This is a genomic window from Comamonas trifloxystrobinivorans (assembly GCF_043359985.1).
GTDB lineage: Bacteria > Pseudomonadota > Gammaproteobacteria > Burkholderiales > Burkholderiaceae_C > Comamonas > Comamonas trifloxystrobinivorans.
This window is the reverse complement of the sequence record NZ_JBHZGV010000005.1, coordinates 260548-285722: the sequence shown is the minus strand read 5'-3', so window position 1 is coordinate 285722 and position 25175 is coordinate 260548. Positions and strand designations below refer to the sequence as shown.

General features: G+C 62.8%; 23 protein-coding genes. 11 read left to right on the top strand and 12 right to left on the bottom strand.

Annotated features, from left to right (window positions below):
- The first annotated feature begins 93 nt into the window (after positions 1-93).
- From ACFIQF_RS07700 to ACFIQF_RS07690, 3 genes are all read left to right on the top strand, one after another.
- The gene (locus tag ACFIQF_RS07700; RefSeq protein ID WP_393941659.1) at positions 94-729 is read left to right on the top strand and encodes a non-canonical purine NTP pyrophosphatase; all 636 of its coding nucleotides are present in this window, start codon (positions 94-96) and stop codon (positions 727-729) included.
- 119 nt (positions 730-848) lie between these two features.
- Positions 849-2096, top strand: coding sequence for a radical SAM family heme chaperone HemW (gene hemW, locus ACFIQF_RS07695; RefSeq protein WP_393941657.1), 1248 nt, complete (start codon positions 849-851; stop codon positions 2094-2096).
- A 158-nt stretch (positions 2097-2254) separates the two neighbouring features.
- A complete protein-coding gene (locus ACFIQF_RS07690) occupies positions 2255-3496 on the top strand; it encodes an MFS transporter (RefSeq protein ID WP_393941655.1) in 1242 nt (413 codons plus the stop codon).
- On the opposite strand, the gene ACFIQF_RS07685 is transcribed toward ACFIQF_RS07690, so the two are convergent.
- The 7 genes from ACFIQF_RS07685 to ACFIQF_RS07655 form a co-directional block, all read right to left on the bottom strand.
- Positions 3493-5850: a CHASE2 domain-containing protein gene (locus tag ACFIQF_RS07685; RefSeq protein ID WP_393941653.1), complete on the bottom strand. Its 2358-nt coding sequence runs from the start codon at positions 5848-5850 to the stop codon at positions 3493-3495. The genes ACFIQF_RS07690 and ACFIQF_RS07685 overlap by 4 nt on opposite strands.
- Before the next feature lie 56 nt (positions 5851-5906).
- Complete coding sequence (locus ACFIQF_RS07680) at positions 5907-7613, bottom strand: FecR domain-containing protein (RefSeq protein ID WP_393941652.1); 1707 nt, start codon at positions 7611-7613, stop codon at positions 5907-5909.
- Between the two features lie 112 nt (positions 7614-7725).
- Complete coding sequence (locus tag ACFIQF_RS07675; RefSeq protein WP_393941651.1) at positions 7726-8430, bottom strand: response regulator transcription factor; 705 nt, start codon at positions 8428-8430, stop codon at positions 7726-7728.
- A 155-nt stretch (positions 8431-8585) separates the two neighbouring features.
- On the bottom strand, positions 8586-9878 hold the full coding sequence (locus ACFIQF_RS07670) for a tryptophan--tRNA ligase (protein WP_393941650.1): 1293 nt from the start codon (positions 9876-9878) through the stop codon (positions 8586-8588).
- A 46-nt stretch (positions 9879-9924) separates the two neighbouring features.
- The gene (locus ACFIQF_RS07665) at positions 9925-10581 is read right to left on the bottom strand and encodes a site-2 protease family protein (RefSeq protein WP_393941648.1); all 657 of its coding nucleotides are present in this window, start codon (positions 10579-10581) and stop codon (positions 9925-9927) included.
- A gap of 104 nt (positions 10582-10685) precedes the next feature.
- Positions 10686-11321: an L-threonylcarbamoyladenylate synthase gene (locus ACFIQF_RS07660; RefSeq protein ID WP_393941646.1), complete on the bottom strand. Its 636-nt coding sequence runs from the start codon at positions 11319-11321 to the stop codon at positions 10686-10688.
- 44 nt (positions 11322-11365) lie between these two features.
- Positions 11366-12238: a 3',5'-nucleoside bisphosphate phosphatase gene (locus ACFIQF_RS07655; protein ID WP_393941644.1), complete on the bottom strand. Its 873-nt coding sequence runs from the start codon at positions 12236-12238 to the stop codon at positions 11366-11368.
- A gap of 248 nt (positions 12239-12486) precedes the next feature.
- On the opposite strand from ACFIQF_RS07655, the gene ACFIQF_RS07650 reads away from it, so the two are divergent.
- The 5 genes from ACFIQF_RS07650 to ACFIQF_RS07630 all read left to right on the top strand — a co-directional run bounded on the left by ACFIQF_RS07650 (position 12487) and on the right by ACFIQF_RS07630 (position 16043).
- Positions 12487-13320 (top strand): transporter substrate-binding domain-containing protein, encoded by an 834-nt coding sequence (locus tag ACFIQF_RS07650; RefSeq protein ID WP_393941643.1) that lies wholly within the window; start codon positions 12487-12489, stop codon positions 13318-13320.
- A 92-nt stretch (positions 13321-13412) separates the two neighbouring features.
- The gene (locus tag ACFIQF_RS07645) at positions 13413-14081 is read left to right on the top strand and encodes an amino acid ABC transporter permease (RefSeq protein WP_393941641.1); all 669 of its coding nucleotides are present in this window, start codon (positions 13413-13415) and stop codon (positions 14079-14081) included.
- A gap of 1 nt (position 14082) precedes the next feature.
- Positions 14083-14853, top strand: coding sequence for an amino acid ABC transporter ATP-binding protein (locus ACFIQF_RS07640; RefSeq protein ID WP_393941639.1), 771 nt, complete (start codon positions 14083-14085; stop codon positions 14851-14853).
- Positions 14854-14867: 14 nt separating this feature from the next.
- The gene (locus ACFIQF_RS07635) at positions 14868-15338 is read left to right on the top strand and encodes an Lrp/AsnC family transcriptional regulator (RefSeq protein WP_393941638.1); all 471 of its coding nucleotides are present in this window, start codon (positions 14868-14870) and stop codon (positions 15336-15338) included.
- 21 nt (positions 15339-15359) lie between these two features.
- On the top strand, positions 15360-16043 hold the full coding sequence (locus ACFIQF_RS07630; protein ID WP_393941636.1) for an aspartate/glutamate racemase family protein: 684 nt from the start codon (positions 15360-15362) through the stop codon (positions 16041-16043).
- A gap of 6 nt (positions 16044-16049) precedes the next feature.
- Here the strand turns inward: ACFIQF_RS07630 and ACFIQF_RS07625 are convergent, their stop codons facing one another.
- Together ACFIQF_RS07625 and ACFIQF_RS07620 are read right to left on the bottom strand one after the other, a co-directional pair.
- Positions 16050-16469 carry a hypothetical protein gene (locus ACFIQF_RS07625; protein ID WP_393941635.1) on the bottom strand — a complete coding sequence of 140 codons (420 nt, stop codon included), beginning with the start codon at positions 16467-16469 and terminating at the stop codon, positions 16050-16052.
- Between the two features lie 107 nt (positions 16470-16576).
- Positions 16577-17833, bottom strand: a complete 1257-nt coding sequence (locus ACFIQF_RS07620) for an NAD(P)/FAD-dependent oxidoreductase (RefSeq protein ID WP_393941633.1) — start codon at positions 17831-17833, stop codon at positions 16577-16579.
- A gap of 330 nt (positions 17834-18163) precedes the next feature.
- Between ACFIQF_RS07620 and ACFIQF_RS07615 the strand changes: the two genes are divergently transcribed.
- The gene (locus tag ACFIQF_RS07615) at positions 18164-18667 is read left to right on the top strand and encodes a macro domain-containing protein (RefSeq protein ID WP_393941632.1); all 504 of its coding nucleotides are present in this window, start codon (positions 18164-18166) and stop codon (positions 18665-18667) included.
- Between the two features lie 632 nt (positions 18668-19299).
- Here the strand turns inward: ACFIQF_RS07615 and recJ are convergent.
- Together recJ and ACFIQF_RS07605 are read right to left on the bottom strand one after the other, a co-directional pair.
- The gene (gene recJ / locus ACFIQF_RS07610; RefSeq protein WP_393941630.1) at positions 19300-21015 is read right to left on the bottom strand and encodes a single-stranded-DNA-specific exonuclease RecJ; all 1716 of its coding nucleotides are present in this window, start codon (positions 21013-21015) and stop codon (positions 19300-19302) included.
- The gene (locus ACFIQF_RS07605) at positions 21012-21932 is read right to left on the bottom strand and encodes a phosphoglycerate mutase (RefSeq protein ID WP_393941629.1); all 921 of its coding nucleotides are present in this window, start codon (positions 21930-21932) and stop codon (positions 21012-21014) included. The genes recJ and ACFIQF_RS07605 overlap by 4 nt, the downstream gene beginning before the upstream one ends.
- Before the next feature lie 75 nt (positions 21933-22007).
- Between ACFIQF_RS07605 and ACFIQF_RS07600 the strand changes: the two genes are divergently transcribed.
- Positions 22008-23264: a lipoprotein-releasing ABC transporter permease subunit gene (locus ACFIQF_RS07600; RefSeq protein WP_393941628.1), complete on the top strand. Its 1257-nt coding sequence runs from the start codon at positions 22008-22010 to the stop codon at positions 23262-23264.
- A gap of 76 nt (positions 23265-23340) precedes the next feature.
- Here ACFIQF_RS07600 and ACFIQF_RS07595 read toward each other — a convergent pair whose 3' ends face one another.
- On the bottom strand, positions 23341-24348 hold the full coding sequence (locus tag ACFIQF_RS07595) for a Bug family tripartite tricarboxylate transporter substrate binding protein (protein ID WP_393941627.1): 1008 nt from the start codon (positions 24346-24348) through the stop codon (positions 23341-23343).
- Between the two features lie 172 nt (positions 24349-24520).
- On the opposite strand from ACFIQF_RS07595, the gene ACFIQF_RS07590 reads away from it, so the two are divergent.
- Entirely contained in the window at positions 24521-25000 is a 480-nt protein-coding gene (locus tag ACFIQF_RS07590; RefSeq protein WP_393941730.1) for a MarR family winged helix-turn-helix transcriptional regulator, read from the top strand.
- The last annotated feature ends 175 nt before the right edge of the window (positions 25001-25175 follow it).

Here is a 25175-nt window from a genome sequence, read left to right as displayed (position 1 = left end):
CCAGCAAGGCGGCACCACCGCCTTGTTCTTTTTCTACCCACAATTGATAGCGGCCAGCGCTTTCCCACAAAGCGCTGGCGCTGGTTTTTGACCATGAAAATCGTACTCGCCTCCAACAACCAGGGCAAGCTCGCCGAGCTGCAGGCCATGTTTCACCCGCTCGGCGTAGAGCTGGTGCCGCAAGGCGCACTGATGGATGGCGAAGCGCCCGAGCCTTTTGGCACTTTCCTGGAAAACGCCTTGTCCAAGGCCCGCTTTGCTTCCGAGCGCACCGGCCTGCCGGCTATCGCCGATGATGCCGGCCTGTGCGTGGCGGCCTTTGGCGGTTTGCCAGGGGTGGACACGGCTTACTACTGCGAGCAGTTCGGCTACGAAAAAAGCGACGCCAACAATGTGAAGGCTTTGCTGGAGCAGATGCGCGATGTCACCGACCGCCGCGCCGCCATGCTGAGCACGCTGGTGGCCGTGCGCCACCCCAAAGACCCGGAGCCTCTGGTGGCTGTAGGCCGTGTGGCCGCCGTGATTGCGCCGCAGCCGGTGGGCGAGGGCGGTTTTGGCTTTGACCCGGTGATGTTCATCCCCGAGCTGGGCATGACCTTTGCGCAAATGACGCCCGAGGTGAAGCACGCGCACAGCCACCGCGGCATTTCCTCGCGCAAGATGATGGAGCTGGTGCGTGAGAATTGGTTGGCAGGCAGCGGCCCGGTGCACGCCGCACCAAAGGAGTAAGCCCCTGAGCGGCTGCGCCGCTTCCCCCTGGAAGGGGGACGACAGCGCCGCTGCGGGGCGGCCCTTGCTCGCTGTCCCTGGGCTGCGGCATGCCTGAGTTTGATGCAGAGGCAGGTGATATGACAGATTCAAAAACAATAGCTATCAGTGAGCACGGGGCGGACGCCAGCGCGCCAAAAGATGTGCAGCACTACATGCGCCCCGGCACCTTGCAGTTGCAGAGCCTGCCGCCTTTGTCGCTGTACGTACACCTGCCCTGGTGTTTGAAAAAATGCCCGTATTGCGATTTCAACTCGCACGAGGCCCGCGATGGCCGCTCCGGCGTGCCCGAAGAGCGCTATATCGACGCGCTGATTGCCGATCTGGAGCAAGCGTTGCCCTTGGTGTGGGGCCGCAGCGTGCACAGCATCTTTCTGGGTGGCGGCACGCCCAGCCTGTTTGCGCCTGAATCCATCGACCGGCTGATCTCGGCCATCCGCGCCCGCATGCGGGTCGAGGCGGGCTGCGAGATCACGATGGAAGCCAACCCCGGTACTTTTGAGAAAGACCGTTTCAAGGCTTTTCGCGGCGCCGGCATTACCCGCTTGTCGATTGGCGTGCAGAGCTTTGACGACCGCTATCTGCAAGCGCTGGGCCGCGTGCACAACGGCGAGCAGGCGCTGGCAGCGGTGGCCGAGGCGGCGAGCAGCTTCGATACCTTCAACCTCGACATCATGTACGCGCTGCCCGGCCAAAGCGCTGCCGATCTGCAGCAAGACCTGGCCAAGGCCTTGTCGTTTGCGCCGCCGCACATCTCGATCTACCACCTGACGATCGAGCCCAACACCTATTTCGCCAAATACCCGCCGGCCGTGCCCGAGGACGATGTGGCCTACGCCATGCTCGACCAGATCACCGAGCAGACGGCCGCTGCCGGCATGCAGCGCTACGAGGTGTCGGCCTATGCCAAGCCCGGCCACGCCTGCGTGCACAACGGCAACTATTGGTCGTTTGGCGATTACCTGGGCATTGGCGCTGGTGCGCACAGCAAGCTGAGCTTTGCGCACCGCGTGGTGCGCCAGGTGCGTTTGCGCGACCCGGCGCGCTACATGGAAGGCGCTTTGCAAGGCCACGCACTGGCGCAAGATACCGATGTGAAACGTGCCGACTTGCCTTTCGAGTTCATGCTCAACGCACTGCGTTTGCGCGAAGGCTTTGCCATACAAGACTATCTCGACCGCACCGGTCTGCCGCTCAGCAGCATTGACAAAGCCTTGCGCACGGCCGAGGCCAAAGGCTTGATCACCCGCGATTTCGCCCGCGTGCAACCGACTGAGCGCGGCTTTGATTTTTTGAGCGATCTGCAGGAGTTGTTTCTGGCGGACTGAGGATATTTTTACCGAGTAGTAAGTGTGTGGAATCCGAGCCGCCTACGCAGAGCGTATAGGCTTGGCGCACAATGCCGCCGGTGCAGCCCGAACATGCCGCCTTGTGCGGCATTTTTTGCGCGTGCCAGATTCAGAAATAGCTACTACAAAGATTGTCCATGTCGTCCTCAGCGTCCGCTCCCTCCTCTTCCCATCCGCCAGACCGGGTCAACGGCTATGGCTGGAAAGCCCTGGCGGGCTCGGCCGTCGGCTACGCCATGGATGGTTTTGATCTGCTGATTCTGGGCTTCATGCTTGGCGCGATTCGCGAAGACCTGGGGCTGACCACGGCACAGGCCGGTGCGCTGGTGACCTGGACGCTGATCGGCGCCGTCGTTGGCGGCATTGTGTTTGGCGCGCTCAGCGACCGCTATGGCCGCATCCGCGTGCTCACCTGGACGATCGTGCTGTTTGCCGTGTTCACCGGCCTGTGCGCATTTGCGCAGGGTTACTGGGATTTGCTGATTTACCGCACCATCGCCGGCATCGGCCTGGGCGGTGAATTTGGCATTGGCATGGCCTTGGCGGCCGAGGCCTGGCCGGCGCGTTACCGCGCCCGGGTGTCGTCGTATGTGGCACTGGGTTGGCAGGTTGGCGTGCTGGGCGCGGCCTTGCTGACGCCGTTGCTGCTGCCGCACATTGGCTGGCGCGGCATGTTCCTGGTCGGCGTGATCCCGGCTTTTGTGGCCTGGTTCATCCGCAACCGCCTCCACGAGCCCGAGGTGTTTGTGCGCAGCCAGCAGAAAAAGCCGTCGGCGCTGCAGTGCTTCAAGCTGCTCGTCAAAGACCGCGCCACCACCAAGATCAGCGCCGGCATTGTGGTGCTCACCTCGGTGCAGAACTTTGGCTACTACGGCATCATGATCTGGATGCCGGGCTTTCTGGCCAACAAGCTGGGCTTCAACCTGACCAAGTCGGCGCTGTGGACGGCCGTCACCATCCTCGGCATGATGGCCGGCATCTGGATCTTCGGCCAGTTGGCCGACCGCATTGGCCGCAAGCCGAGCTTTCTGCTGTTCCAGGCCGGTGCGGCGATCATGGTTTTGGTGTATTCGCAGCTCAACGACCCGATCACCATGCTCTGGGCTGGCGCGCTGATGGGCATGTTCGTCAACGGCATGATGGGTGGTTTTGGCGCGCTGATGAGCGAGTGCTACCCCACCGAGGCGCGTGCCACTGCGCAGAACGTGCTCTTCAACCTGGGCCGGGCCGTCGGCGGTTTTGGCCCGGTGGTGATCGGCGCGATTGCGGCGCAATACTCCTTCCAGATGGCCATCGCCTTGCTGGCCGCCATCTATGTACTCGATGCGCTGGCTACCGTCTTTCTGGTGCCCGAGCTCAAGGGCAAAAAGCTCGATTAAGCAATCACGGCCGGGGCCTTGCTGACCGCCTCGGCATGCTCTTTGAGCAGGTGGATGCTGAAGCAGCTGCCCTGGCCCACTTCGCTGGTCACGGTGACAAAGCCCTGGTGGCGTTGCACCACCGTGTGCACAAAGGTCAGGCCCAGGCCAATGCCGGCAATCTGCGGCTGGCTGCTTTGGTGAAAGCGTTGGAAGGGCTGGAACAGCCGCTCCAGCTGCTCGGCATTCATGCCAAAACCATGGTCTTGGATCTGCAGCACCCAGTGTGTTTCTTCATCGCTCACGCGGGCTTCCACACTGGTTTCGGCCGGGCTGTACTTGATGGCGTTGGTGATCAGGTTGACCAGGCAGCGGTGCAGCAAGGAGCGGTCGCCCAAGGTGGTGATTTCGGTTTCCGCTTCTTCCAGCGAACCGGGCACATAGCGCACCTGAACGCGCTTTTCGGTGGCCTTGGCCCAGCAATCGTCCACGGCTTCTTGCAGCAAAGTGTCCAAAAAGACCGGCCTCAGCTGCATGCTTTGCGATTGTGCCGATGCCAGCTGCACAAAGCTCTCGGCCATTTCCAGCGACTGGTGCGCCAGGCGGCCAATTTTGTGGTGCAGCTCGCGCTCGGTCATCTGGCCAGGAAACTCCTGGTACATCTCCAGCAAGGTGATGATCGAGGCCTGCGGTGAGCGGAAATCGTGCGAGATAAAGCGCAGCGCTTGGTCGCGCTGCTCCATGGCTTTGTGCAGCTCGGTCATGTCCACCAGCATCAGCAGCCAGCCGTCCGGCGCGGGCGCGCGAAAGGCCTCGGCCAGCAGCAGCCAGGGGCGGCCCAGGCGGTCGCTCACCTCGCATTCAGCGGGCAGCGCCTGCAGTTGCTCGGGCGTGGCAAATTGCAGCATCTGGCCGGTGGCCGTGGCGCGCAGGCCTTGCAACACGGTCTGGATGGCGATCAAACCTTGTGTGGCAACAGGCAGGCTTTCCATGTAGCGGTCGGCCGCTTCGTTGTGCAGGCTGATCAGGCCATGCGGGTCAACCACAAAGGTGGGCGACGGAATCTGGCGCAACGTATCGCGCACAAAACCGTGCATCTGGCGCAAGGTGCTGGTGGCGCTCTCCACGGCCTTGATGCGGCGGTCCAGAAAATCGTCTACCAGCACCGTGTTGCGCAGCGGCGCGCCGGTGGAGTCGAGCGCCGAGCGCAGGCTGTACATCTCTTGCTGCAAAAAGGCGGCAGCGGCGCTGAGGCGGCGCCAGCTCCAGATCGGGTAGATCACCAGCAGCCCGATCAGCGCCGCCGCCGGTGCCAGTTGCACGCCGCCCCAGGCGCGCAACGCAAAACACAGCAGCACGGCGCCCACCGCCAGTACCACTTGTGCCACCAGGCCCGCCATCGGGCCCAGCAAGGCAATCGCCACCAAGGCCAGCAAGATGGTGCCCACGTTGACGAGTGCATTCGTCCAGTTGGACGCTGGCACCACATGCAGGCCCGAGAGCTGCGCATCGAGCGCATGGGCAATCAGCTCCACCCCGGCAATATGGCGCGACGAGGGCCGCGCCGGGCTGGCAAAGTAATCGCCCAGGCCGGATGCGGTGGCGCCGAGCAGCACATATTTGCCGCGAAAGGTGCTGGGCGGCAGCTTGCCGGTCAGCACGGCTTCGGCCGAGTACATGGGGTAGGGCGTGGCACCCTGGGCAAAGCTGAAGATCTCGGGCTGCTGCTGCACCCAGCTCTCGCCCGGTTCGGGCACGGCCACGCCTCGGCACAAGGGGTGCGAAAGGCCGCTGGCGCATAGCATGGCAATGCTGAAGTGCGGCCAGGGGCCGGTGTTCTCGCCCTGGGCGGCGTAATAGCGGCGGATTACGCCGTCGTCGTCCACACTCACGTTCACGTGGCCGAGCTCTTGCGCTGCTTCGCGCAGCCCGGCAATCGGCAGCTCGGCGCCCAGGTCCACGCCGGCCATGCGCCAGTCTATGGGCAGCACCACGTTGCCGGCGTTGTGGATAGCGCGGGCCAGCAATGGATCGTCTTGCGGAAAAACCTGGTCGGGTTCGCTGAAAAGCACGTCGATGCCGATGGCTGCAGGCTGGCCGGCAGAAATGCTGTTCAGCAGCTGCGCATGCACGGCGCGCCGCCAGGGCCAGCGGCCTACGCTTTGCAAGCTGGCGTCGTCGATGGCGACGATGACGATATCGCTGCGCGCCTTGGGTGCGCTCACCCAGCCCGCCAAGTCTTGCATGATGGCGTTGAGCGCGCGCGGCTGCTGCTGCACGCTGGCCCAGGCCACGCAGGCCAGCAAAATACTGGTGAGCACCAGCCATTCGAGCCAGCGCAATTGGGTTCGGGTCAGCGACGAGAGACGGCTCACAAACTATTCAAACCAAAAAGCCAGCGCTGCCCGCACGGCCCGCTGGCGCAGCGCGTTCAGCGCGGGCTTTGCACCAGCTTGCCATCACCCGATTTGAGCACCGAGCCGGAGCCGGTGATGATGGCGGGCTCCACCGTCAGCTTGCGGGCTGCCGAGTAGCGGCTTTTGAGGCCCGACGGATCGAGCACCTGGATGCGTACAAAGTAGTCGCCTGGCGAGAGGGCCTCCGAAGTCCAGCGGGGTTGCTCGAGCAAACTGGTGGACAGTGGTGTATCGAACTGCTCGTTGCGCGCCAGCTGCAGGTTGAACTTTTGCCCGGCCTCGGCCGGCCAGGACAGTTGCAGCTGGTTGGGCTCGTTCGCATCGCCGGCGCTCAAAGCGTCGGCACCGAGCGAGGCGGGGTTGCTGCCGGTTTTGAAAGCCTGCGGTTTGGCAAATGGGCCTTGGTCCAGGCTGCCGTCGGCCAGCTTGCGCACTGTCGCGGCCCGCCAGAAATAGTTGCCGGCCTGCAGCTTGTCGACGCTGCTGCGGCATTGCGGCACCACGCCGGAGTCGCTGGCAATACTGGCAAAGTCTGCGCTGCTGGCCACTTGGATGCGGTAACCCGCCACGTTCTGGCCGCCTTCGGTGCAGACCAGCTCGCCGTCACTGATGCCGATCAGGCCGCCCGGGTTGGGTGCCGAGTACAGCGGGGGCACGGGCGTGGCTTTGACCTTGATGGCTTGCACCGCCGGCTTGCCGGGGATTTGCTGCGCATCGAGCGCGCGGGCGCTCAAGTAGTAGTTGCCGTCTTCCACCGCCTCGAACTTGGCGGTGGTGCTGGCAAAGCGCTGGCTGCGCAGCACCTGGTCCATGGCGGCGTCTTGCGCCAGCGTTACCTGGTATTGCTGCGCCTGGGCCACAGCGCCAAGCTGCACGGTCAGAAAATCGGCATCTTCGAACACGGCGGGGTTGGCCTGCAGGTTGGGCGCATCAAGCTGCGCTACTACGCCGCCTACCTGGCCATTGCCTTGCACGGCCACACCGCGGCCGGCTTGCACAGCGGTTGCCTTGGCGCTGGCGCTGCCTGCAACGGCAACCTCGCCGCGGTCCACCGCTGTCACAGCTTGGCCGTCGTCGGTGATGCTGACCGAGAACACCGTGCCGCGCACGCTGGTGGTGGCCATCGGTGTTTTGATCTCGAACTTGCGCTTGCGGCGCTGTTCAATGGCCGGGGTGACCTGCGATTCAATGCCGCCCTTGTTCAGGTCGAACACCGATTGTTGCTCGCTGGTGCGCTGGTTCTTGCGCACTTCGCTCAGCTTGAGCTCGGACTTTTCGTTGATGCGCACCGAGCTGCCATCGGCAAACTTCAGCGTCACATGGCTGCCAGCGGCCACTTGCAGCTCGTCACCCTCGGTCAGCACGCTGCCGGCAGTGAGCGGCTGCCAATCCGTGCCCACCAGTGGCGAGCGCATCTGCGCCTGGCCTTGGACGTGCTCGGCCGTGACGTTCTGGTAGCCGACCAGGCGTGCGGGGATGAGAATGGTCGAGCCGATGGTCAGGCGCGTCGGGTGCTGAATCTGGTTGATGCTGCCCAGCTCGCGCCACTGCTGCGGGTCTTTGAGGTAGCGCTTGGCCACGCCTTCGAGTGTGTCGCCGCTTTGTACCTGGTGGCGGATGTCGGGCAGTTGTTCGGCCGAGGCCGCCGAGGCGGCAGCAGGCAGCAGGCCCACAGCGGCCAGGAGCGAAACTGAGAGCAAAGAGCGCGGGGTCAACAACATCCATATCCTCCTGCACCTGCCCGTGGCGGTGCGCTTTTCTTCAAGCCTTGTCTAACAAGACGGCCAACACACCAGAAGTGTGTTGGCCGTGGGCCGGGGACGCAAGCAGCGCTCAGGTCGTGGCCGTGGCCTGGGGTTTGACGGCTTCAAAACGGTAGCCGACGCCGTAGACCGCATTGATCACATAGCCGTTCTCGGGCCGCAGATCGAGCAGGGTGCGCAGGCGCGAGACATGGGTGTCGAGCGAGCGCGAGATCACGTCCGAGTTCTGGCCCCAGATGATTTCGCGCAGGTGGTCGCGCGAGAGCAGGCGCCCCATGTTCTGGAACAGAAACAAGGCCAGATCGTATTCGCGGTTCTTCAGCTCCACGGCGCGGCCATCAACTTCGAGCGTGCGCGAATCTGCCAGAAAGCGGTAGCGGCCAAATTCCATCGAGCCCTTGGCCGCAGCCGGGTAGGCGCGGCGCAGCAGGGCGCGCACGCGAGCTACCAGCTCGGCCACGCGCAGCGGCTTGACCATGAAATCATCTGCGCCCGACTCCAGGCCTTCGACAATATCGGCCTCGCCCTGGCGGCTGGTGATAAAGAGCACCGGCATTTCCTGGCTGACGTTGTCCCGGATCCAGCGCACCACCTGGGGGCCGGAGGTATCGGGCAACTGCCAGTCCAGCAGCAGCAGGTCGTAGGTCTCGCGGCGCAGATCCTTCATCAAGGATGCGCCGGTGGAATGCGTGGTACAGGCGTGACCCTCTGCCTCCATGGTTTTAGAGAGCATGTCCAACTGCACCAAATCATCATCCAGCGCCACAATTCGCATAACGGCTCACTCCCAGAAGCTCTATAGCTTGCCTTTATTTAACATCGACAATAATAAAGGCAAAACCCATCACAGCCTGACACTCGCTTGTACAGAATGTTGTGCCATTTGCAATAGCTACAACAATTGGTTGCATTTGGAGTATAGGCAGTCTCTCAGCTTTCGGCTATCTCTTTCAGTGCCAAGGACACGTCCGAGAGCGAAAAACTGTCGCCTAGTTGCAGGTTGTCCAACAATTGGGCCAGGTTTTCGGGCTGTGCTTGCAGCTGGCCGATCATCACGCCGGCATCGCGCGGCGCATCAAAGCCCTGGCTTTGCAGCAGCACGGCGCCATCGGCACGCACCAGTTTGAAGTAGAACTTGCCGTCTTTCTCGCGGTATTGCTTGAAGCTGGCACCGGCGTGCTTGGCCTGGGCCTTGGCGGTGGCGGCGGTGCTGGCCGGAGTCAGTGGGCGCACACCCACGGCATGGCGCAGCTTTTGCATCAGCGGGGCCACCTGGGTGCGCGCTTTCTCAGCGCCTTGCTGCAGCACGGCTTCCACTTCCTGCGGGTGCGTCATCAGGTGGTTGTAGCGCTCGCGCAACGGGGCAATCTCGCGGTCGATGCGCTCGTACAGCATGGTCTTGGCGTCGCCCCAGGCAATGCCGTCAGCGTAGGCCTGGCGCAGCGCAGCGGTTTCGTCTTGGCTGGCGAAAGCCTGGTAAATCTGAAACAGGGCCGAGCCTTCCACTTCCTTGGGTTCGCCCGGTGCGCGCGAGTCGGTGACGATGGAGCCGATCAGCTTTTTCAGCTGCGCGGGCGTGGAGAACAGTGGAATCGTGTTGTCGTAGCTCTTGCTCATTTTGCGGCCATCGAGGCCGGCGAGCAGGGCCACTTGCTCGTCCACCGCTGCTTCGGGCAGCACAAAATGCTCGCCATACAGGTGGTTGAAGCTGGAGGCCATGTCGCGCGCCATCTCGATGTGCTGGATCTGGTCGCGGCCCACCGGCACATGGGTGGGGTTGAAGGCCAGAATGTCGGCGCCCATCAGCACCGGGTACATGAACAGGCCAGCGGTCACGCCGTCATCGCTGTCCTTGCCGGCTTCGGCATTCTTGTCCTGCGCGGCCTTGTAGGCGTGGGCGCGGTTGAGCATGCCCTTGCCGGTGACGCAGGTGAGAAACCAGGTCAGCTCGGGGATCTGCGGAATGTCGGATTGGCGGTAGAAAGTGACGTGGCTCGGATCGAGCCCGGCAGCCAGCCAGCTGGCGGCGATCTCTAGCGTCGAGCGGTTCACGCGCTCCGGGTCCTGGCACTTGATGAGCGCGTGGTAGTCGGCCAGAAAGTAGAAGTTCTCGACATCTTGGGCGCGGCTCGCGGCAATGGCCGGGCGCATCATGCCCGCGTAGTTGCCCAGGTGGGGCGTGCCCGAAGGGGTAATACCAGTGAGAAAACGGGTTTTTTTCATAGCATTCATCGCAAAAAATACGGGCGCAATTGTGTAGAGCAGTGGCTCAGCCGGCGAACGGCAGCAAGATCAGCTGGATCAGGCTGCGGCCGATGTTGATCAGCGGTGTCATCCAGATGGTGCTGAGCACGCCGGTGAGGATGAGGCCCATGACAATGAAGAAGCCGTAGGGCTCCATTTTGGAAACGGCCAGCGCTTGCTTGTAGGGCAGCAAACCGACCAGCACGCGGCCGCCGTCGAGTGGCGGTAGCGGAAACAGGTTCAGCGCCCACATCACCAGGTTGACGGAGATGCCGGCGTAGCACATCTTGATGAAAAACGGCTCGCTCACGCCGCTGATGGCCAGAATGCCCAGCAGCAGCGCCCAGATGATGGCCTGGCCAAAATTGGTGAGCGGGCCGGCCAGGGCCACCCAGATCATGTCGCGCTTGGGGTTGCGCAGATGGCTGAAGTTCACCGGCACCGGCTTGGCGTAGCCGAACACAAAAGCGCCGCTGGTGGCGAAGTACAGCACCAAAGGCATGACGACGGTGCCAATCGGATCGATGTGTTTGAACGGGTTGAGCGTTATGCGCCCCAGCATATAAGCCGTGTTGTCGCCAAAATAACGCGCGACATAACCGTGGGCAGCCTCGTGCACCGTGATGGCAAACAGCACGGGCAGGGCAAAGATCAGAATGTTTTGGATCAGGTCTGGGTTCACGGGGCAATGGTCGCAAAGCGGGGAAAACGCTGCCGCCAAGCGGCGCGCAGCAAGCCGCCTAGCCTAACAGATTCAGGCTGGGAAGATGGGGTTGCACCCGCGCACTACAAGCCCAATTGCGCCAGCGAGCCGCGGCCCTCGCGCACCACCTCGGGCGCGCCGCCGGTGCCCATGGGTGTCAAATCGACAATTGTCGTGGGCTCCAGCGGGCAGGGGCCGGCATCCACCACCAGTTCGATCTGCGATTCAAAGCGCTCGCGGATTTCTTGCGGGTCGTTCAGCGGCTCGGTTTCGCCGGGCGGGATCAGCGTAGTCGACAGTAGCGGCTCGCCATGCAGATCGAGCAGCATGCGCAGGCCTTTGCGGTCGGGCACGCGCAGGCCGATGGTTTTGCGCGAAGGGTGGCTGATGCGGCGCGGCACTTCTTTGGTCGCGTCGAGAATGAAGGTGTAGGGGCCGGGCGTGCCGAGCTTGAGCAGGCGGAACTGGTGGTTGTTCACCATGGCATAGCTGGCCAGTTGCGAGAGGTCGCTGCACAGCAAAGTGAGCATGCGCTTTTCGTCAATCTGGCGAATGCGGCGCAAGCGGTCTACCACCTGCTTGTTGTCCAGCTGGCAAACAAAGGCGTAGCTCGAATCGGTAGGCACGGCCAGAATGCCGCCGTCCTTGAGCATGGCTGCGGCTTGCTTGAGCAAGCGCGGTTGCGGGTTCTCGGGGTGGACTTCAAAAAACTGGGCCATGGCTAACTCCGTTCTTGTTGCTCTTGTCTGCTGCTGGAATGCCTTCAGGCGCTGGCAGGCGGTTGCACGATGCGCTCGCGCAGGCCTTCCCACACCGGCGTCACGCTGGCGGGCAAGTGTGGCAGCGCGCCGAAATCGGTGCTCGATTCGCCCGGGCTGTGAAAGTCCGAACCGCGCGAGGCGAGCAAGCCAAATTCCTGGGCTTTGGCCGCGTAGCTGGTGTATTCGTGCGGCAGATGGCTGCCGGTCACCACTTCCACGCCTTGGCCGCCATGCTGCTGAAACTCGGAAAAAAGTGCGTATTCCTCGTTGGCGCTCAGACGGTAGCGCGCAGGGTGAGCGATCACTGCCATGCCGCCGGCATCCACAATCCAGCGCACGGCATCTTGCAGCTTGGCCCAGCGGTGTGGAACAAAGCCGGGCTTGCCCTCGACCAGGTAGTTGCGAAAAACCTCGTTGGTGTCGCGGCAGACTTTGGCATCTACCAGATAGCGCGCAAAATGCGTGCGCGAAATCAGGTTCGGGTTGCCCACATAGCGCAAAGCGCCCTCGTAACTGCCGCCAATACCGGCTTGCTCCAGGCCGGCGGCCATGGCGCGTGCGCGCTGCTCGCGGCCGCCGCGTGTCTGGGCCAGGCCGGCATGCAGCGCGGCGTTATCGGCATCGAAACCCAGTCCGACGATATGTACCGTGGTGTCGATAAAGGTGACCGAGATTTCCACCCCGGTCAAAAAGGCCAACTGCTGTTGTGCGGCGGCGGCGCGGGCTGCGGGCAGGCCGCTGATCTCGTCGTGGTCAGTCAGTGCCCACAATTGCACACCGCGTTCTCGGGCGCGCTCTGCCAGCGCGAGCGGCGACAGGGTTCCGTCCGAAAACGTGGAGTGGCAATGCAGATCGGCGTTGGTGGTATGGGGCACGAGCCGATTGTAGGCGGCGCTTGCGGCCCATGCATCCACGTGGTTTCGCTATGGTGTTGCTAGCGAGCGATAGCGGCTGCGGCGGCAGCACAAACATCAGTATTAACCCTTAAATTGTCAATTTTTCGTCGGTGTGACGAAAATAATGATGCATCTCGACGTTTTGTATTTTTTACTAGGGTTTTTAGAGGAATACACTGTCGGTTTTCAATTTTGCGCAGTGCAGCAACTGCGACCAGGGGAACCAAATGTTTGCTACAAGTAAGTGGATGCGTGCCGCCGCCCTCGCGGTGGCCGGTGTTGCAGTGGCTGGCGCTGCGCTGGCCGACGAATCGACCATGGAGCGCGTCAAGCGCACCAAGGAAGTGCGTATCGGCACAGTAGCCGGAGCGATTCCTTACTTCAACAAAGACCTGGTGACGCAAAAGTGGGAAGGCTTTGGCCCCGACTTTGCCGAAAGCCTGGGCAAGGCGCTGGGCGCCAAGCCGGTGTTTGTCGAAACCACCTGGGGCAACTCGGTGCTGGACCTGCAGTCGAACAAGATCGACGTGATGTTCGCCATGGGCCCCACGCCCCAGCGCATGGAAGTGGTGGATTTTTCCGAGCCGCTGCTCAACAACACCTTCACAGCCGTGTGCAAAAAGGGCCACGCGCCCGTCAAGACCTGGGAAGAGCTGAACAAGCCTGAGGCCAAGGTGGTGGTGGACATCGGCTCCAACCAAGACCAGTTTGCTACCCGTGCGCTGCCCAAGGCCACCATCTCGCGTCTGGAAAGCTCGGGTGCCGCCACCATGTCGGTTCAGACCGGTCGCTCCGATTGCCAGGTGCTGGTGGTGCTGCTGTCGCAGCCGCTGGTGGCCAAGCGCCCCGACGTGGGCACGGTCTACTTCCCGCAGCCGATCGAAACCACCAACACCAACATCGGCCTGCGCAAAGAGCCGAACAAGGATTTCCAGAAGGCCGTCAACGCCTGGCTGGCCGATGCCCGCGCCAAGGGTGAAATCCAGTCCGTGGTGCTCAAGAACATGGAAAAGCTGGCAGGCGTGAAGGCCGATTCCTTCCCCAAGGAAGTCAAGTTCTAAAGCTGTCTGGCATGGGCACCCGCCCATGCGCCACACCCCGGCATGGCGTGCTGCGCTGTTCCGGGGTGTATGCATTACTACTGGGTTGAGATATGTACGAATGGGACTTTAGCTTCCTCTGGAAGTACCGCACGCTGTTGATCGGCGGCATTGGCTACACCTTGCTGTTCACCGTGATCTGCGTGATTGGCGGCTTGGCCGTGGGCCTGGTGGCCGGTATGGGGCGCTTGTCCAGCCACAAGCTCATCAGCGTGCCATTGCGGGCTTTTGTGGAAGTGTTTCGCTGCACGCCCGTGCTGGTGCAGCTGGTGTGGTTTTACTACGCTTTGCCGGTGCTTACCGGCATTGAGATGAGCGCACCGGTGGCGGCTGCGCTGTGTCTTTCGCTCTACGGTGGCGCGTTCTATTCGGAAATTATTCGTGGCGGTATCATCTCCACCGATCCCGGTCAGACCGAGGCCGGACAGGCCATTGGCATGACGCGCAGCCAGGTCATGCGCCGCATCATTTTGCCGCAGGCTTTTCGCAAAATGATCCCGCCGCTGGTCAGCCAATCCATCATGCAGCTCAAGAACACCTCGCTGTTGATGGTGCTGGCCGTGCCCGATCTGCTCTACCAGGGCCAGGTGATCGCGCACGACACCTACCGCCCGCTGGAGGTCTACACCTTTGTGGCCATTGCATATTTTGTGATTCTGTTCCCGATCACCCTGTGGGCCAAGCGCCTGGAGCACGGTTCGTCGGCAGCCAAGGAGGCCTGAGATGAGCCAACCCCTGATTTGTATTCGAGGCCTGAAAAAATCCTTCGGCAAGCTCGACGTTCTGAAAGATATCTGCCTCGACGTCAACCGCGGCCAGGTGGTGGCGCTGATCGGCCCTTCGGGCTCAGGCAAATCCACCCTGCTGCGTTGCATCAACCTGCTGACCGTGCCTGATGGCGGCGAGATCCGGGTGGATGCGCAATCGCTCACTTTCAGCGGTAGCGCCACCCAGCTGCCCAAAGACAAGGTGCTGGCCGGCTTCCGCGCTCGCACCGGCATGGTGTTCCAGCACTTCAACCTTTTTCCGCACATGAGCGTGCTGAAAAACGTGATGGAAGGCCCGCTCACCGTGCTGCACGTGCCCAAGGCCGAAGCCGAGGCGCGAGCCATGGCGCTGCTCAGCAAGGTGGGCCTGGCCGAGCGCGCGCACATGATGCCCGACCAGCTCTCGGGCGGCCAAAAGCAGCGCGTGGCCATTGCCCGCGCACTGGCCATGCAACCCAGCGTGATGCTGTTTGACGAAGCCACCTCGGCGCTCGACCCTGAGCTAGTGGGCGAAGTGCTGCAAGTGATCCAGTCGCTGGCCAGGGACGGCATGACCATGATTCTGGTGACGCACGAAATCGCCTTTGCCCGTGAAGTGGCCGACAAGGTGGTCTTCATGCGCGACGGCGTGGTGGTCGAAGAGGGCCCGCCCGCGCAAGTCATCGACAACCCGCAACAAGAGGCCACGCGCAGCTTTCTGGGCCGTATCATCGGCCGCGCCGCATAAACGAGGAAGACAGAATGGACTTTCGACTCGACGACATCGACCGCAAACTGCTGGCGCTGCTGCAAGCCGACGCCCGCGAATCCACCGCCAAACTGGCGCGCAAGCTGAACCTGGCGCGCACCACCGTGGTGGCCCGCATTGCGCGGCTCGAAAAAGAAGGTGTCATCGCCGGTTATGGCGTGCGTCTGGGCAGCAAGCTGGAGCAATCGGCCGTGCGCGCCTACTGCGGCATCAGCGTCATGCCCAAGACGGCGCAATCAGTGATGCAGGTGCTTGAAGGCATCCCTGAGGTGGAAGAGGTCTCGGCCGTCTCCGGTCAGCACGATTACATGATCTTTCTGCGCTGCGACAGCAACGAAAAGCTCGACGCACTGCTCGACCGCATCGGCCTGATCGACGGCATTCGCCAAACCTATACCTCGGTGGTGCTGAGCCGCAAGATCGACCGCCGTGGCGCTCTGCCAGCGCTGCCGCAGCTCGACTGATCACCGGCATTGGCCGCCCGCATGTTGCCAGCCGCAGCCGCGCCTTTTCTCGGCATTCTGATGCTGGACACCCAGTTTCCGCGCCCGCCCGGTGACATTGGCAATGCGCAAACCTGGGCGCAATTGGGCATCCCCGTGCGCATGCTCAAAGTGCAGGGCGCATCGCCGGCAAAAATTGTCCAAGAGGCCGATCCGCGTTTTGTGCAGCCTTTTGTGGAGGCCGCGCAATTTTTGCAAGCCGAAGGCGCGGCGCTCATCTCCACCAGCTGCGGTTTTCTGGCCGCTTACCAAAGCCTGCTGGCCGCGAGCGTGGGCGTGCCGGTGGTCAGCTCCAGCCTCTTGCAATGCGCAGACCTGCCGGCACCCGGCATCGTCACCATCGCTGCCGCCTCACTGAATCCGCGCATTCTGCAAGCTGCCGGCGTAGTGGCTGGCACGCCCGTGCAAGGCGTTGCGCCCGACAGCGAATTCGCCACGCGCATTCTGCGCAACGAAACCCAGATGGACATCGCGAAAGCCGAGCGCGACGTGGTCGCTGCAGCCGTGGCTTTGCAGCGCGCCCATCCGCATATCGAATCCATCGTGTTGGAATGCACCAATATGCCGGTTTACCGCGAAGCCGTGGCGCAGGCGACAGGCTTGCCCACACACGATGTGGTGAGCTTGCTGGCAGGGCGCTGGGCCGCGTTGGCCGTAGCTGACTAAGCAGGCTCAACCGCAGTCCTTCAGCGTATAAGCGAGTCTTGTGAGTTCTACGTTGTCATTCCCACGGTAGATGTAGTTCAGCGTGACACCATCTTTGAGCAGGGCGCGTGTTTCTGGTGTTTTGCACACACGCTCGTGCATAAGCGGCCCCAAGGTCGCCAGCAATTTGCCGAGGTCTATGTTGGTCGATGGGTGGTTGGCGAAGGTGTAGTAGTAGGAAAACTGCTGGCCTAGCGCGGCCGAGGTCTGGTCGAGGCGGGTTTCGGCATCGACCATGCTGGGCAAGCTGGTATTGAGCTTGCGCGAGAGCTCCACCAGCTCCGCATCTTTGTCGGGTGCCAACGCAGCGCGGCTGGCCTGGCGGCCGAGCAGGGCGGCGATAACGCCAATGCTGCCAATTAACATGGCCAACAGGATCTTTTTCACAGCGTTTCTCTGCGGTGGTGACCAAGGAATTATTGGTCATCGCCGCAATGGCATGTGTAGCTTCTTGGCAGCGCCGTGGCTTGCTTGCCACGCGGCCAGATGGGTGATCAACCCTTTAAAAACCGCTCCGCCCGGAAAGGTGCGGCATCAATCGGTGAAGCTTCGCCAGCCATCAGAGCTGCCAGTATGGCGCCAGTGCCGGGCCCGGTGCTGAAGCCGATGTGCTGGTGGCCAAAGGCCAGCCACAGATTGCGCTGGCCGGGCATGGCGCCGATGATCGGGCGGCTGTCGGGCAGCGTGGGGCGGCGGCCCAGCCAGGGCGTGGGCTCCAGGCGCTCGCCCATGTCGATGGCCTGGCGCGCAGCGGCTTCGGCCAGATCCAGTTGCAGTGGGTTGGGCGCGGCATCCAGATCGGTCAGCTCCACGCCGCTGGTAATGCGCAGGCCTTGCTCCATGGGGCTCATCACATAGGCGCCAGCGGTGTCGTACACCGGGCGGCTGATATTGCAGGCAGCAGGCGCGGCAAAGTGCATGTGGTAGCCGCGCTCGTAGGCCATTGGCACCTTCACGCCCAGCGTGTGCATGAAGTCGCGGCTCCAGGGGCCCAAGGCCACCACAACGCGATCCACCTCGACCGCGCCACCGGCATCGCCCACCACACGCCAGCGGCTGCCGGCCAGCGGCTGCAGGGTTTTCAGGCGGGCTTGCAAAAACTGCCCGCCCTGTTTGCGGAACAGCTCGGCGTAGGCTTTGACGACTGCGCCCGGGCTGTCGACCGACCAGGTGTCCTTGATCCACAGCGCGCGTTCAAAAATAGGGTTCAGCGCCGGCTCCAGCTGGCGGATATGGTCGCGCTCCAGCACCTCGGTGGCAACGCCGAAATGCGCCATGCGCTCACGGGCCAAAGCACCGCCGGCAAAGGCCGCGGCCTGGCGGTAGAGGAAGAGCCAGCCGTTGTCGCGCATGCGGTGCGCCGCGCCACTGGCGCGCAGCAGCTGTGCGTGCTCGGTCATCGACAGGCGGATCAGGCTGTCGAGCGCGGTTGTCGTTTCCTGAAAAACCTGCGCACGCGCATTGGCCAGAAACTGCGTAGCCCAGCCCAGGTTGTGCAGCAAAAACTGCGGGCGGTAGCGAAAGCTTGCGCCCTGGTTTTTGAGCAGTGTTGGCAACTGGCCAAACAAACCGGGGTTGTTGAAAGGCATCAGCGAGCTGCGGGCGATCACGCCGGCGTTGCCGTACGAGGTTTCCTCGCCAGGCGCACGGCGGTCCAGCAAGCTGACCTGGAAACCCTTTTGCTGCAAAGCCAAGGCGATCGCAACGCCCACCATGCCTGCGCCGAGCACGGCTACGGATATTTTGCTCATGGAATAAGAATGTGCTTACCAGCGCTGCAGCTGGTACCAAATGAATAGCAACTGGCGCTCAGCTGGCCCGCTGCTTGGCAAAGCTGGCACCAAAGCAGGGAGAAAAAGCGCCGACCCGGCATTGTAGAAAACTGTGCCCGCCCATGCCAGCGCGCCAGCGGTGTCAGAGCGAATTACCCGTGTTTGTGCGGGCTGACACTGCGCAGTCAATGTAAGAAAGCTTGATATAGCTTAAGTCAACCAGGGCCGATTATTTATAGATTAGAGGGCTATCGATGCTGCGGCGATGATTGCTGCGGCGGGCATAGGCACTGAAACAGGAGTTGGGTTTTGATCAAAGAAGTAACCGGCGATATTTTGTTGAGCAAAGCGGATCTGATTGCGCACGGCATCTCCGCACAAGACCCGTTTGACAGCGGCCTGGCCTTGGCCCTGCGCGAGCGCTGGCCCTCGCTGGTCAAAGACTACCGCCACGACACGCGCTCCAAAGCCATTTCCACTGGCGAAGTCTGGGGTTGGACGGGCGTGCAAGAGCAAGGCGGCACGCGCAAGATTTTGAACCTGGTCACGCAAGACACACTGGGCCAAGGCCCGGGCGCCAAGCCTTCCAAGGCCACGGTGGAGAACGTGCGCAAGGCACTGCAAAACCTGGTCAAGCATGTGCGCGCCAACAATATCAGCAGCGTGGCACTGCCGCGCCTGGCCACGGGTGTGGGCGGCTTGGAGTGGACTGATGTCAAACCGCTGATCGAGCAATATCTGGGCGCGCTGGATATCCCAGTCATCGTCTACAGCACCTTCCAAAAGGGCGTAGCGGCCGAAGAAGGCTTGTAAGCATGACGCCGCTCTTGCTATATCGGGAGCGGCTTTCAAGCGGTGTCCTATGGCGTTAAGCATGGTGGCTGAACGATAGTTGGCACTGCTTTCTACATCAGGTTTATCGGGCAGATAGTACTCGGGCGCAGAGTGCTATCTGTCTTTTTTTGTGGCTCATCGCGCAATAGCAGGCTTGGAACGAGCGGCCCCATTGTTCACGAGGCAAGCTGAACCCGATGGAAAGTAAGCAAGTGGCGCAGTTCTCGCGGGCTGTTGGCTGTCCCATCTCCCTTCTTCCAGCGCCTGTGATCGCAGCAAACGGCGGCGGTTTGGCTGCCGCAGAGCAGCCAAACTTCGTGAACTGACTTGCGGCAGCTGTTTGAACGGAGCGCCTTGGCGCGGAGAGAGTTTTGCCGCACGCCGTCGTTTGCTGGGAGCGCAGGTTGCCTCGAAAGATTCGCTTTGCGAAGCTTTCGGGGTCGATGGAAGTGGGCACGCTTCTTTGCTGACTTTCTTGCCGTGCAGCAAGAAAGTCAGTCGCCCGCCGGGGCGAGACCCGGCCAGCTGCAGCATGCATTGCCGCTAACACCAGTTGGAAAAACAACCTCCGCCAGCGTGCGCCTTGCATGGCGCATAGGTTGACGCCACCATCAACCCGGCAACTGCGCGCCTTCCACCAGAAACTGCAGCTTGCGCTGGCCCTGCCATTCGTTGATATCGAGGCGATAGGCCAGCAGCACCTTGGCTGGCAGTGGCTCGGTGTGGCCGAACCAGATGCCGTCGACCATTTCGCCCTGGTGGCGCAGTTTGAGCGACAAGTGCTTCTCGCCCACCAGGCGCTGGCTCACCACTTCGAGCTCTTCGCTGAAGGTGGGTGGCGCAAAGCCCTGGCCCCAGACCTGGCTGTTGATGGTGTCTACGGTTTCAGCGCGGCGGAACTGGGCCGGCAGCGGGCCGTCAGTTTCGAGCTGGCGCGTCAGCGTGCGCTCGTCCAGCCACTCTTGTGCGACCTGGGCCAGGGCTTGTTCAAACAGCTCGAAATGCTCTTCGGCAATAGTGCAGCCCGCGGCCATGGCGTGGCCACCAAACTTGATGAGCACGTTGGGATGGCGCTTGGCCACCAGGTCGAGCGCGTCGCGCAGGTGAAAGCCGGGGATGGAGCGGCCCGAGCCTTTGAGCTCGTGCTCGTGCCCAGGCGCACTGCTGGCGGCAAACACAAAGCTCGGGCGGTGCAGTTTGTCCTTGATGCGCGAGGCCACGATGCCGACCACGCCTTCGTGGAAATCGGGGTCGAACACGCTCACCGCAGGCGGCGGCTCGGTGCCTTCTTCAAACAGCTCTTCGGCCAGCAGCATGGCGTGCTCGCGCATGCCGCTTTCGATGTCGCGGCGCTCGCGGTTGATGGCGTCGAGCTGGCGCGCCAGCTCATCCGCGCGCAGGCCGTCTTCGGTCAGCAGGCATTCGATGCCGATGGTCATGTCGGCCAGCCGGCCGGCAGCATTGATGCGCGGGCCCAGGGCAAAGCCAAAGTCAAAGGTGCTGGCTGCGTTGGCGCGGCGGCTGGCGGCCGAGAACAGCGCGCCCAGGCCGGGCGGCATGTGGCCGCTGCGGATGCGGCGCAGGCCTTGGGCTACCAGGCGGCGGTTGTTGGCGTCGAGTTTGACCACGTCGGCCACGGTGCCCAGCGCCACCAGTGGCAGCAAAGTATCCAGGCGCGGCTGCGCAATGCCTTCAAAGGCGCCGCGCGTACGCAGCTCGGCACGCAGCGCCATCAGCACATAGAACATCACGCCTACGCCGGCGATGGATTTGCTGGCAAATTGGCAACCCGGCTGGTTGGGGTTGACGATGGCGTCTGCCGCCGGCAGCGTAGCAGCGGGCAAATGGTGGTCGGTCACGATCACGGTCAAGCCCAAGGCTTTGGCGCGGGCCACGCCTTCCATGCTGGCAATGCCGTTGTCTACGGTAACCAGTACATCGGCGCCTTGCTGGTGCACGCGCTCGGCGATGGCCGCGGTCAGGCCGTAGCCGTCGACCACGCGGTCGGGCACCAGGTAGCTCACGTTATTGGCGCCCAGCATGCGCAGGCCGCGCAAGGCCACAGCGCAGGCGGTGGCGCCGTCGCAGTCGTAATCGGCCACCACGCAGATGCGCGCCTGGCGGGCAATGGCATCGGCCAGCAGGTTGGCGGCAGTTTGTGCGCCCAGCAGGCCGCTGGGCGGCAGCAGTTGCGCCAGGCCGTCGTCCAGCTCTTCGGCGGCTTGCACGCCACGGGCGGCAAACAAGCGTGCCAGCAGCGGGTGCACGCCCGCTTGTTCCAGCGCCCAGGCGCTGCGGGGCGGAATATCTCGGGCCAGTATTTTCATAGGGATTTCAAGAGGTCGGCGACCTGCGGGCTGGCCAACAGTTGTTTGATTTTCTGCAACAGGCCTTGCGGCAGCTGTTGCAGGCTGACGGCGTTTTTCTCGCCGCAGAGCGTGAGGGTTGCGGGCGCTGCGCCTGCCAGGCTGGCATCGAGCTTTTGCCACTGCTGCTGCCAGGCGGGCCAGTTGCCTTGCAGCGCGGCATCGCGCAAATCGGTGTTCAGCACCGGCTGCTGCGCCGGCAATTGGTAGCCTTGGGGCAAGGCGCCTGCGCCGTGCACCCAGAACGAGTTGATGGGCGCCTGGCCTTGGGCCTCGCGGGCATCGCTCCAGCTGTGGGTGTAGAGCAGCATCTGCATCTCGGTCTGCAGGCGCTGCAGCACGGCGGCTTGCTCTTTGTTGGGCAGCCAGGGGCGCACATCGCGCAGCGCTATGCGGTCGAGCGCAGCGGTTTGCAGGCCGCGAAACACGTCGCCCTGTGCCAGCCAGCGGTCGGGCCGCTCATACACCAGGGTGATGCCATCTTCGGCAAACCAGGGCGCCATGATCTCGAGCAGCTGGCGCGATTCGGCATCGGTCATTTGCGCTGCGGCCAGCTCGCTCATGCGTACCTGGTCGGGCGAGATCTGCCAGTGGCAGGGCGTGATGAAGGCCCAGGCTTGCTCGCCCGGTGCCTGGCCTTGTTGCAGGCGCTGCAGGGCTGCCCAAGGCGTGGCTTGCGTGGGCAGGCCCAAAGCGCGGGCCAGCACGCGCTCGTGCGGCGGGGCAAAATCCTCTAGCTCGCCCTGGTCGGCAGGGGCGGCTGTCCCTTGCTTGAGCAGCTTTTGCAATTGCGGCAGGGCTAGCTGGGGCAGAGCCTGATGGCAGCTGGCGTCGTCCGTGGCTGCGTAAGCGATGATCAAATGGGGGTTATCCGACATGGGCCTATTGTCGGCGATGCACAATGTCAGGTTGGATTCGGTGGCATCTGGCGCTGCCCTACAAGACAAATATTTATGCAGATTCCCTATGAGCTGGCATTGGGCTGGCGCTACACCCGGGCGGGGCGCAGCACGCGCCGCAACGGGTTCATCTCTTTCATCTCGGGCGTGTCCATGCTGGGTATTGCACTGGGGGTGGCGGCGCTGATCATTGTGTTGTCGGTGATGAATGGCTTCCAGAAAGAAGTGCGCGACCGCATGCTCAGCGTGGTCTCGCACATCGAAATCTTCACGCCCAACGGCGATGCGATGCCCGATGTGGCGCGCACCATTGCCGAGTCCAAAACCAACCCCAACGTGGTGGGCGCTGCGCCGTTTGTCTCGGCCCAGGCGCTGGTGGCGCGCGGCGAAGACATGCGCGGCGCCTTGCTGCGCGGCATAGACCCGGCGCTGGAGCCCGAGGTGACCGATATGGCCACCGGCATTCAGCAGCAAGCGCTGCAGGCGCTCACGCCGGGCAGCTTCAACGTGGTGCTGGGCTCGGAGCTGGCGCGCATTCTGGGTGTTTTGCCTGGCGACCAGGTCACCCTGATCGCCCCCAGCGGCCAGGTCACGCCGGCCGGTGTGGTGCCGCGCATGCGCCAGATGAACGTGGTGGGCACCTTCAACTCCGGCCATTACGAATACGACTCCGCCCTGGTGCTGATGCACTACGAAGACGCTGCCCGCCTGTTCCGCCTGGAAGGCCCGACCGGCGTACGCCTCAAGCTCAAGAACCTGCATGACGCACCTGCCGTGGTGCAGCAGCTGGCGCGCACGCTTTCGGGCAATTTGCTGATCCGCGACTGGACGCAGCAGAACAAGACCTGGTTCGCGGCCGTGCAGGTTGAGAAACGCATGATGTTCATCATCCTCACCCTGATCGTCGCCGTGGCGGCCTTCAACCTGGTGACGACGCTGGTGATGACGGTGACCGACAAGCGCGCCGACATCGCTATTTTGCGCACCCTGGGCGCCAGCCCCAAAAGCATCATGGGCGTGTTTGTGGTGCAAGGCGCGCTGGTAGGTGTGATCGGCACCCTGGCCGGCCTGGCGCTGGGTCTGCTGGTGGCTTGCAATATCGATGTGATCGTGCCCGCCATTGAGCGAGCCTTGCAGACCAACTTCCTGCCCAAGGATATTTACCTCATCAGCCGCATGCCGAGCGAGCCGCAAAGCGCCGACATCGTGCCCATCACGGTGATCTCGCTGATTTTGGCTTTTGTGGCCACGTTGTACCCGAGCTGGCGCGCCAGCCGCGTCAACCCGGCAGAAGCCCTGCGCTATGAGTGATCGCCACAGGCCCGGCTGCGGCCGGTCTGTATAAGCCAGGGCTGGCCGGCGCTACGCAGCGCAGGCCAAATCCGCCTCAGCCCAGCTTCATGCCGGTTGCCTTGATCACTTCGCGGTAGTGCTCGGTGGCAGCTTGCAGGCGCTGTACAGCGGCATCGCCCGTCAGCGCTTCGTAGGCCAGGTCGTTGTTGCGCATGCGCTCGCGCAACGTGGTGTCGGTCATGGCCTTTTCCAGCGCATGCTGGATTTTTTGGAACAGAGGCTCCGGCGTGGCGGCCGGCAGCCACAGCGCGTACAAAACCTCTTGCTCCAGCGCGGGGTAGCCCAGTTCGGCAACGGTAGGCACGTCTGGCGCCAAAGGGTTGCGCTTGCTGGAAGTGACTGCCAAAGGGCGCACCTTGCCCGCCGCCGCTTGCTCCCACAGCGGCGAAGCGCTGATGATGCCGCCATCCACCTCGCCAGCGATGATGGCCACACTGGCCGGCGAACTGCCTTTGTAGGGTACGTGGTTGATCTTGGCGCCGGTGTGGCGCGTCATGTTGGCGGCGGCCAAATGGCCGGGCGTGCCGTTGCCGCCCGAGCTCAGGTTGATGGCTTGTTGTTGGCCGCGCTCAATGAGTTGCTGGAAGCTTGTCAAGCCGGTTTTGGGGTTGACCACCACCGCCAAACCTTGCGATGCTAACAACATGACCGGGCGCAGATCGCTGCTGCGAAACGGCATGCTGGTGTAGATAAAGGGATTGATGGTGAAGATGGTGTCGATGCTCAGCAGCGCGGCATAGCCATCGGCCGGAGATTTGGCCACATTGTCAGCGCCGATGTTGCCGCCGGCGCCGGGGCGGTTGTCCACCACAAAGGCTTGCTGCAACTCGCGCTGCAACACCTCGCCCAGGCTGCGCGCCAGGATGTCCGAGCCGCCCGCAGGCGGAAAAGCCACCACGATGCGTACCGGTTTGTTGGGCCAGTTGGCGAAGGCAGCGTTATCAGCGGCCCAGCCAGAGCTCATGAGGCCGGTGGTGCCCATGAGCAGGGCTTGTGCAGTGTGCAAAAAATGGCGGCGGGAGAGAGACGATGCAGAAATCATGGCTACAGCTTTCAAAGGGTCGAGCGCGTCGGTGGTCGGTCAAAGCCGGAGCAGCAAGGAGTGGCACCCGGTCACTCTCCGCTGTTGTCTGCAATATAGAAGTGCAGCTATCGATTGATGAAATCAACCCATGCCAGTGAATACCCGATTCGCTCCCACCCAGGTTCAGCAAATGCTCTTGTTCCGCGTTGCCCGCTTTTTTGGTGTGGCCGGTGGGCTGGTCATCCGCACCTGCGAAGCGCGCTTTGGGTTGACCCGGCGCGAGTGGGGTGTGCTGGCGACGGTGGCCCACGAAGAGGGCTTGCTCTCGTCGGAGCTGGCAGACAAAGCCATGCTCGACCGGGTACGGACCTCGCGCGCGCTGACCGGCTTGGAGGCCAAAGGCTGGGTACAGCGCAAGCCCTTGCCGGGCGACCGGCGCCGCATTGCCATCTACCTCACAGAGGAAGGGCGGCGCATGGTTGGCCTGATCTTGCCGGAGATGGCGCGGATTCACCTCGATCTGGTCTCGGTGTTGAGCGATGCGGAGCTGGCGCAGTTCGATGCCAGTCTGGCCAAGCTGCAAGCGCAGGCGCTGGCGCTGTGCGAACAAGGCCCTTATGCCGATTTGCCGCGCATCGGGCGCAGCAGTGGCGGTCGGCGTTCCTGGTAATGCAAAGCTCAGGCTGAGGTCATTGCATGGCCTGGGCGGCTCGCAGGGCCTTGCAAGTGGTGCCACAATCGATGGCAACATGCGGGGCTGGCAATGCCGGGGGCAACGGGCACAAGCTCAAATCGGCGCCCTTGTAGCCAGTCACAGCAGCTTTATTGAACCTCTTTCTTTGATG

Coding starts and splice junctions, on each gene's coding strand:
- ACFIQF_RS07680 (WP_393941652.1), bottom strand. CDS start 7,613: ATGTTGTTGACCCCGCGCTCTTTGCTCTCAGTTTCGCTCCTGGCCGCT.
- ACFIQF_RS07640 (WP_393941639.1), top strand. CDS start 14,083: ATGAGCCAACCCCTGATTTGTATTCGAGGCCTGAAAAAATCCTTCGGC.
- ACFIQF_RS07590 (WP_393941730.1), top strand. CDS start 24,521: ATGCTCTTGTTCCGCGTTGCCCGCTTTTTTGGTGTGGCCGGTGGGCTG.
- ACFIQF_RS07605 (WP_393941629.1), bottom strand. CDS start 21,932: ATGTCGGATAACCCCCATTTGATCATCGCTTACGCAGCCACGGACGAC.
- ACFIQF_RS07630 (WP_393941636.1), top strand. CDS start 15,360: ATGTTGCCAGCCGCAGCCGCGCCTTTTCTCGGCATTCTGATGCTGGAC.
- ACFIQF_RS07660 (WP_393941646.1), bottom strand. CDS start 11,321: ATGGCCCAGTTTTTTGAAGTCCACCCCGAGAACCCGCAACCGCGCTTG.
- ACFIQF_RS07700 (WP_393941659.1), top strand. CDS start 94: ATGAAAATCGTACTCGCCTCCAACAACCAGGGCAAGCTCGCCGAGCTG.
- ACFIQF_RS07690 (WP_393941655.1), top strand. CDS start 2,255: ATGTCGTCCTCAGCGTCCGCTCCCTCCTCTTCCCATCCGCCAGACCGG.
- ACFIQF_RS07635 (WP_393941638.1), top strand. CDS start 14,868: ATGGACTTTCGACTCGACGACATCGACCGCAAACTGCTGGCGCTGCTG.
- ACFIQF_RS07600 (WP_393941628.1), top strand. CDS start 22,008: ATGCAGATTCCCTATGAGCTGGCATTGGGCTGGCGCTACACCCGGGCG.
- ACFIQF_RS07620 (WP_393941633.1), bottom strand. CDS start 17,833: ATGAGCAAAATATCCGTAGCCGTGCTCGGCGCAGGCATGGTGGGCGTT.
- recJ (WP_393941630.1), bottom strand. CDS start 21,015: ATGAAAATACTGGCCCGAGATATTCCGCCCCGCAGCGCCTGGGCGCTG.
- ACFIQF_RS07645 (WP_393941641.1), top strand. CDS start 13,413: ATGTACGAATGGGACTTTAGCTTCCTCTGGAAGTACCGCACGCTGTTG.
- ACFIQF_RS07670 (WP_393941650.1), bottom strand. CDS start 9,878: ATGAAAAAAACCCGTTTTCTCACTGGTATTACCCCTTCGGGCACGCCC.
- hemW (WP_393941657.1), top strand. CDS start 849: ATGACAGATTCAAAAACAATAGCTATCAGTGAGCACGGGGCGGACGCC.
- ACFIQF_RS07675 (WP_393941651.1), bottom strand. CDS start 8,430: ATGCGAATTGTGGCGCTGGATGATGATTTGGTGCAGTTGGACATGCTC.
- ACFIQF_RS07650 (WP_393941643.1), top strand. CDS start 12,487: ATGTTTGCTACAAGTAAGTGGATGCGTGCCGCCGCCCTCGCGGTGGCC.
- ACFIQF_RS07595 (WP_393941627.1), bottom strand. CDS start 24,348: ATGATTTCTGCATCGTCTCTCTCCCGCCGCCATTTTTTGCACACTGCA.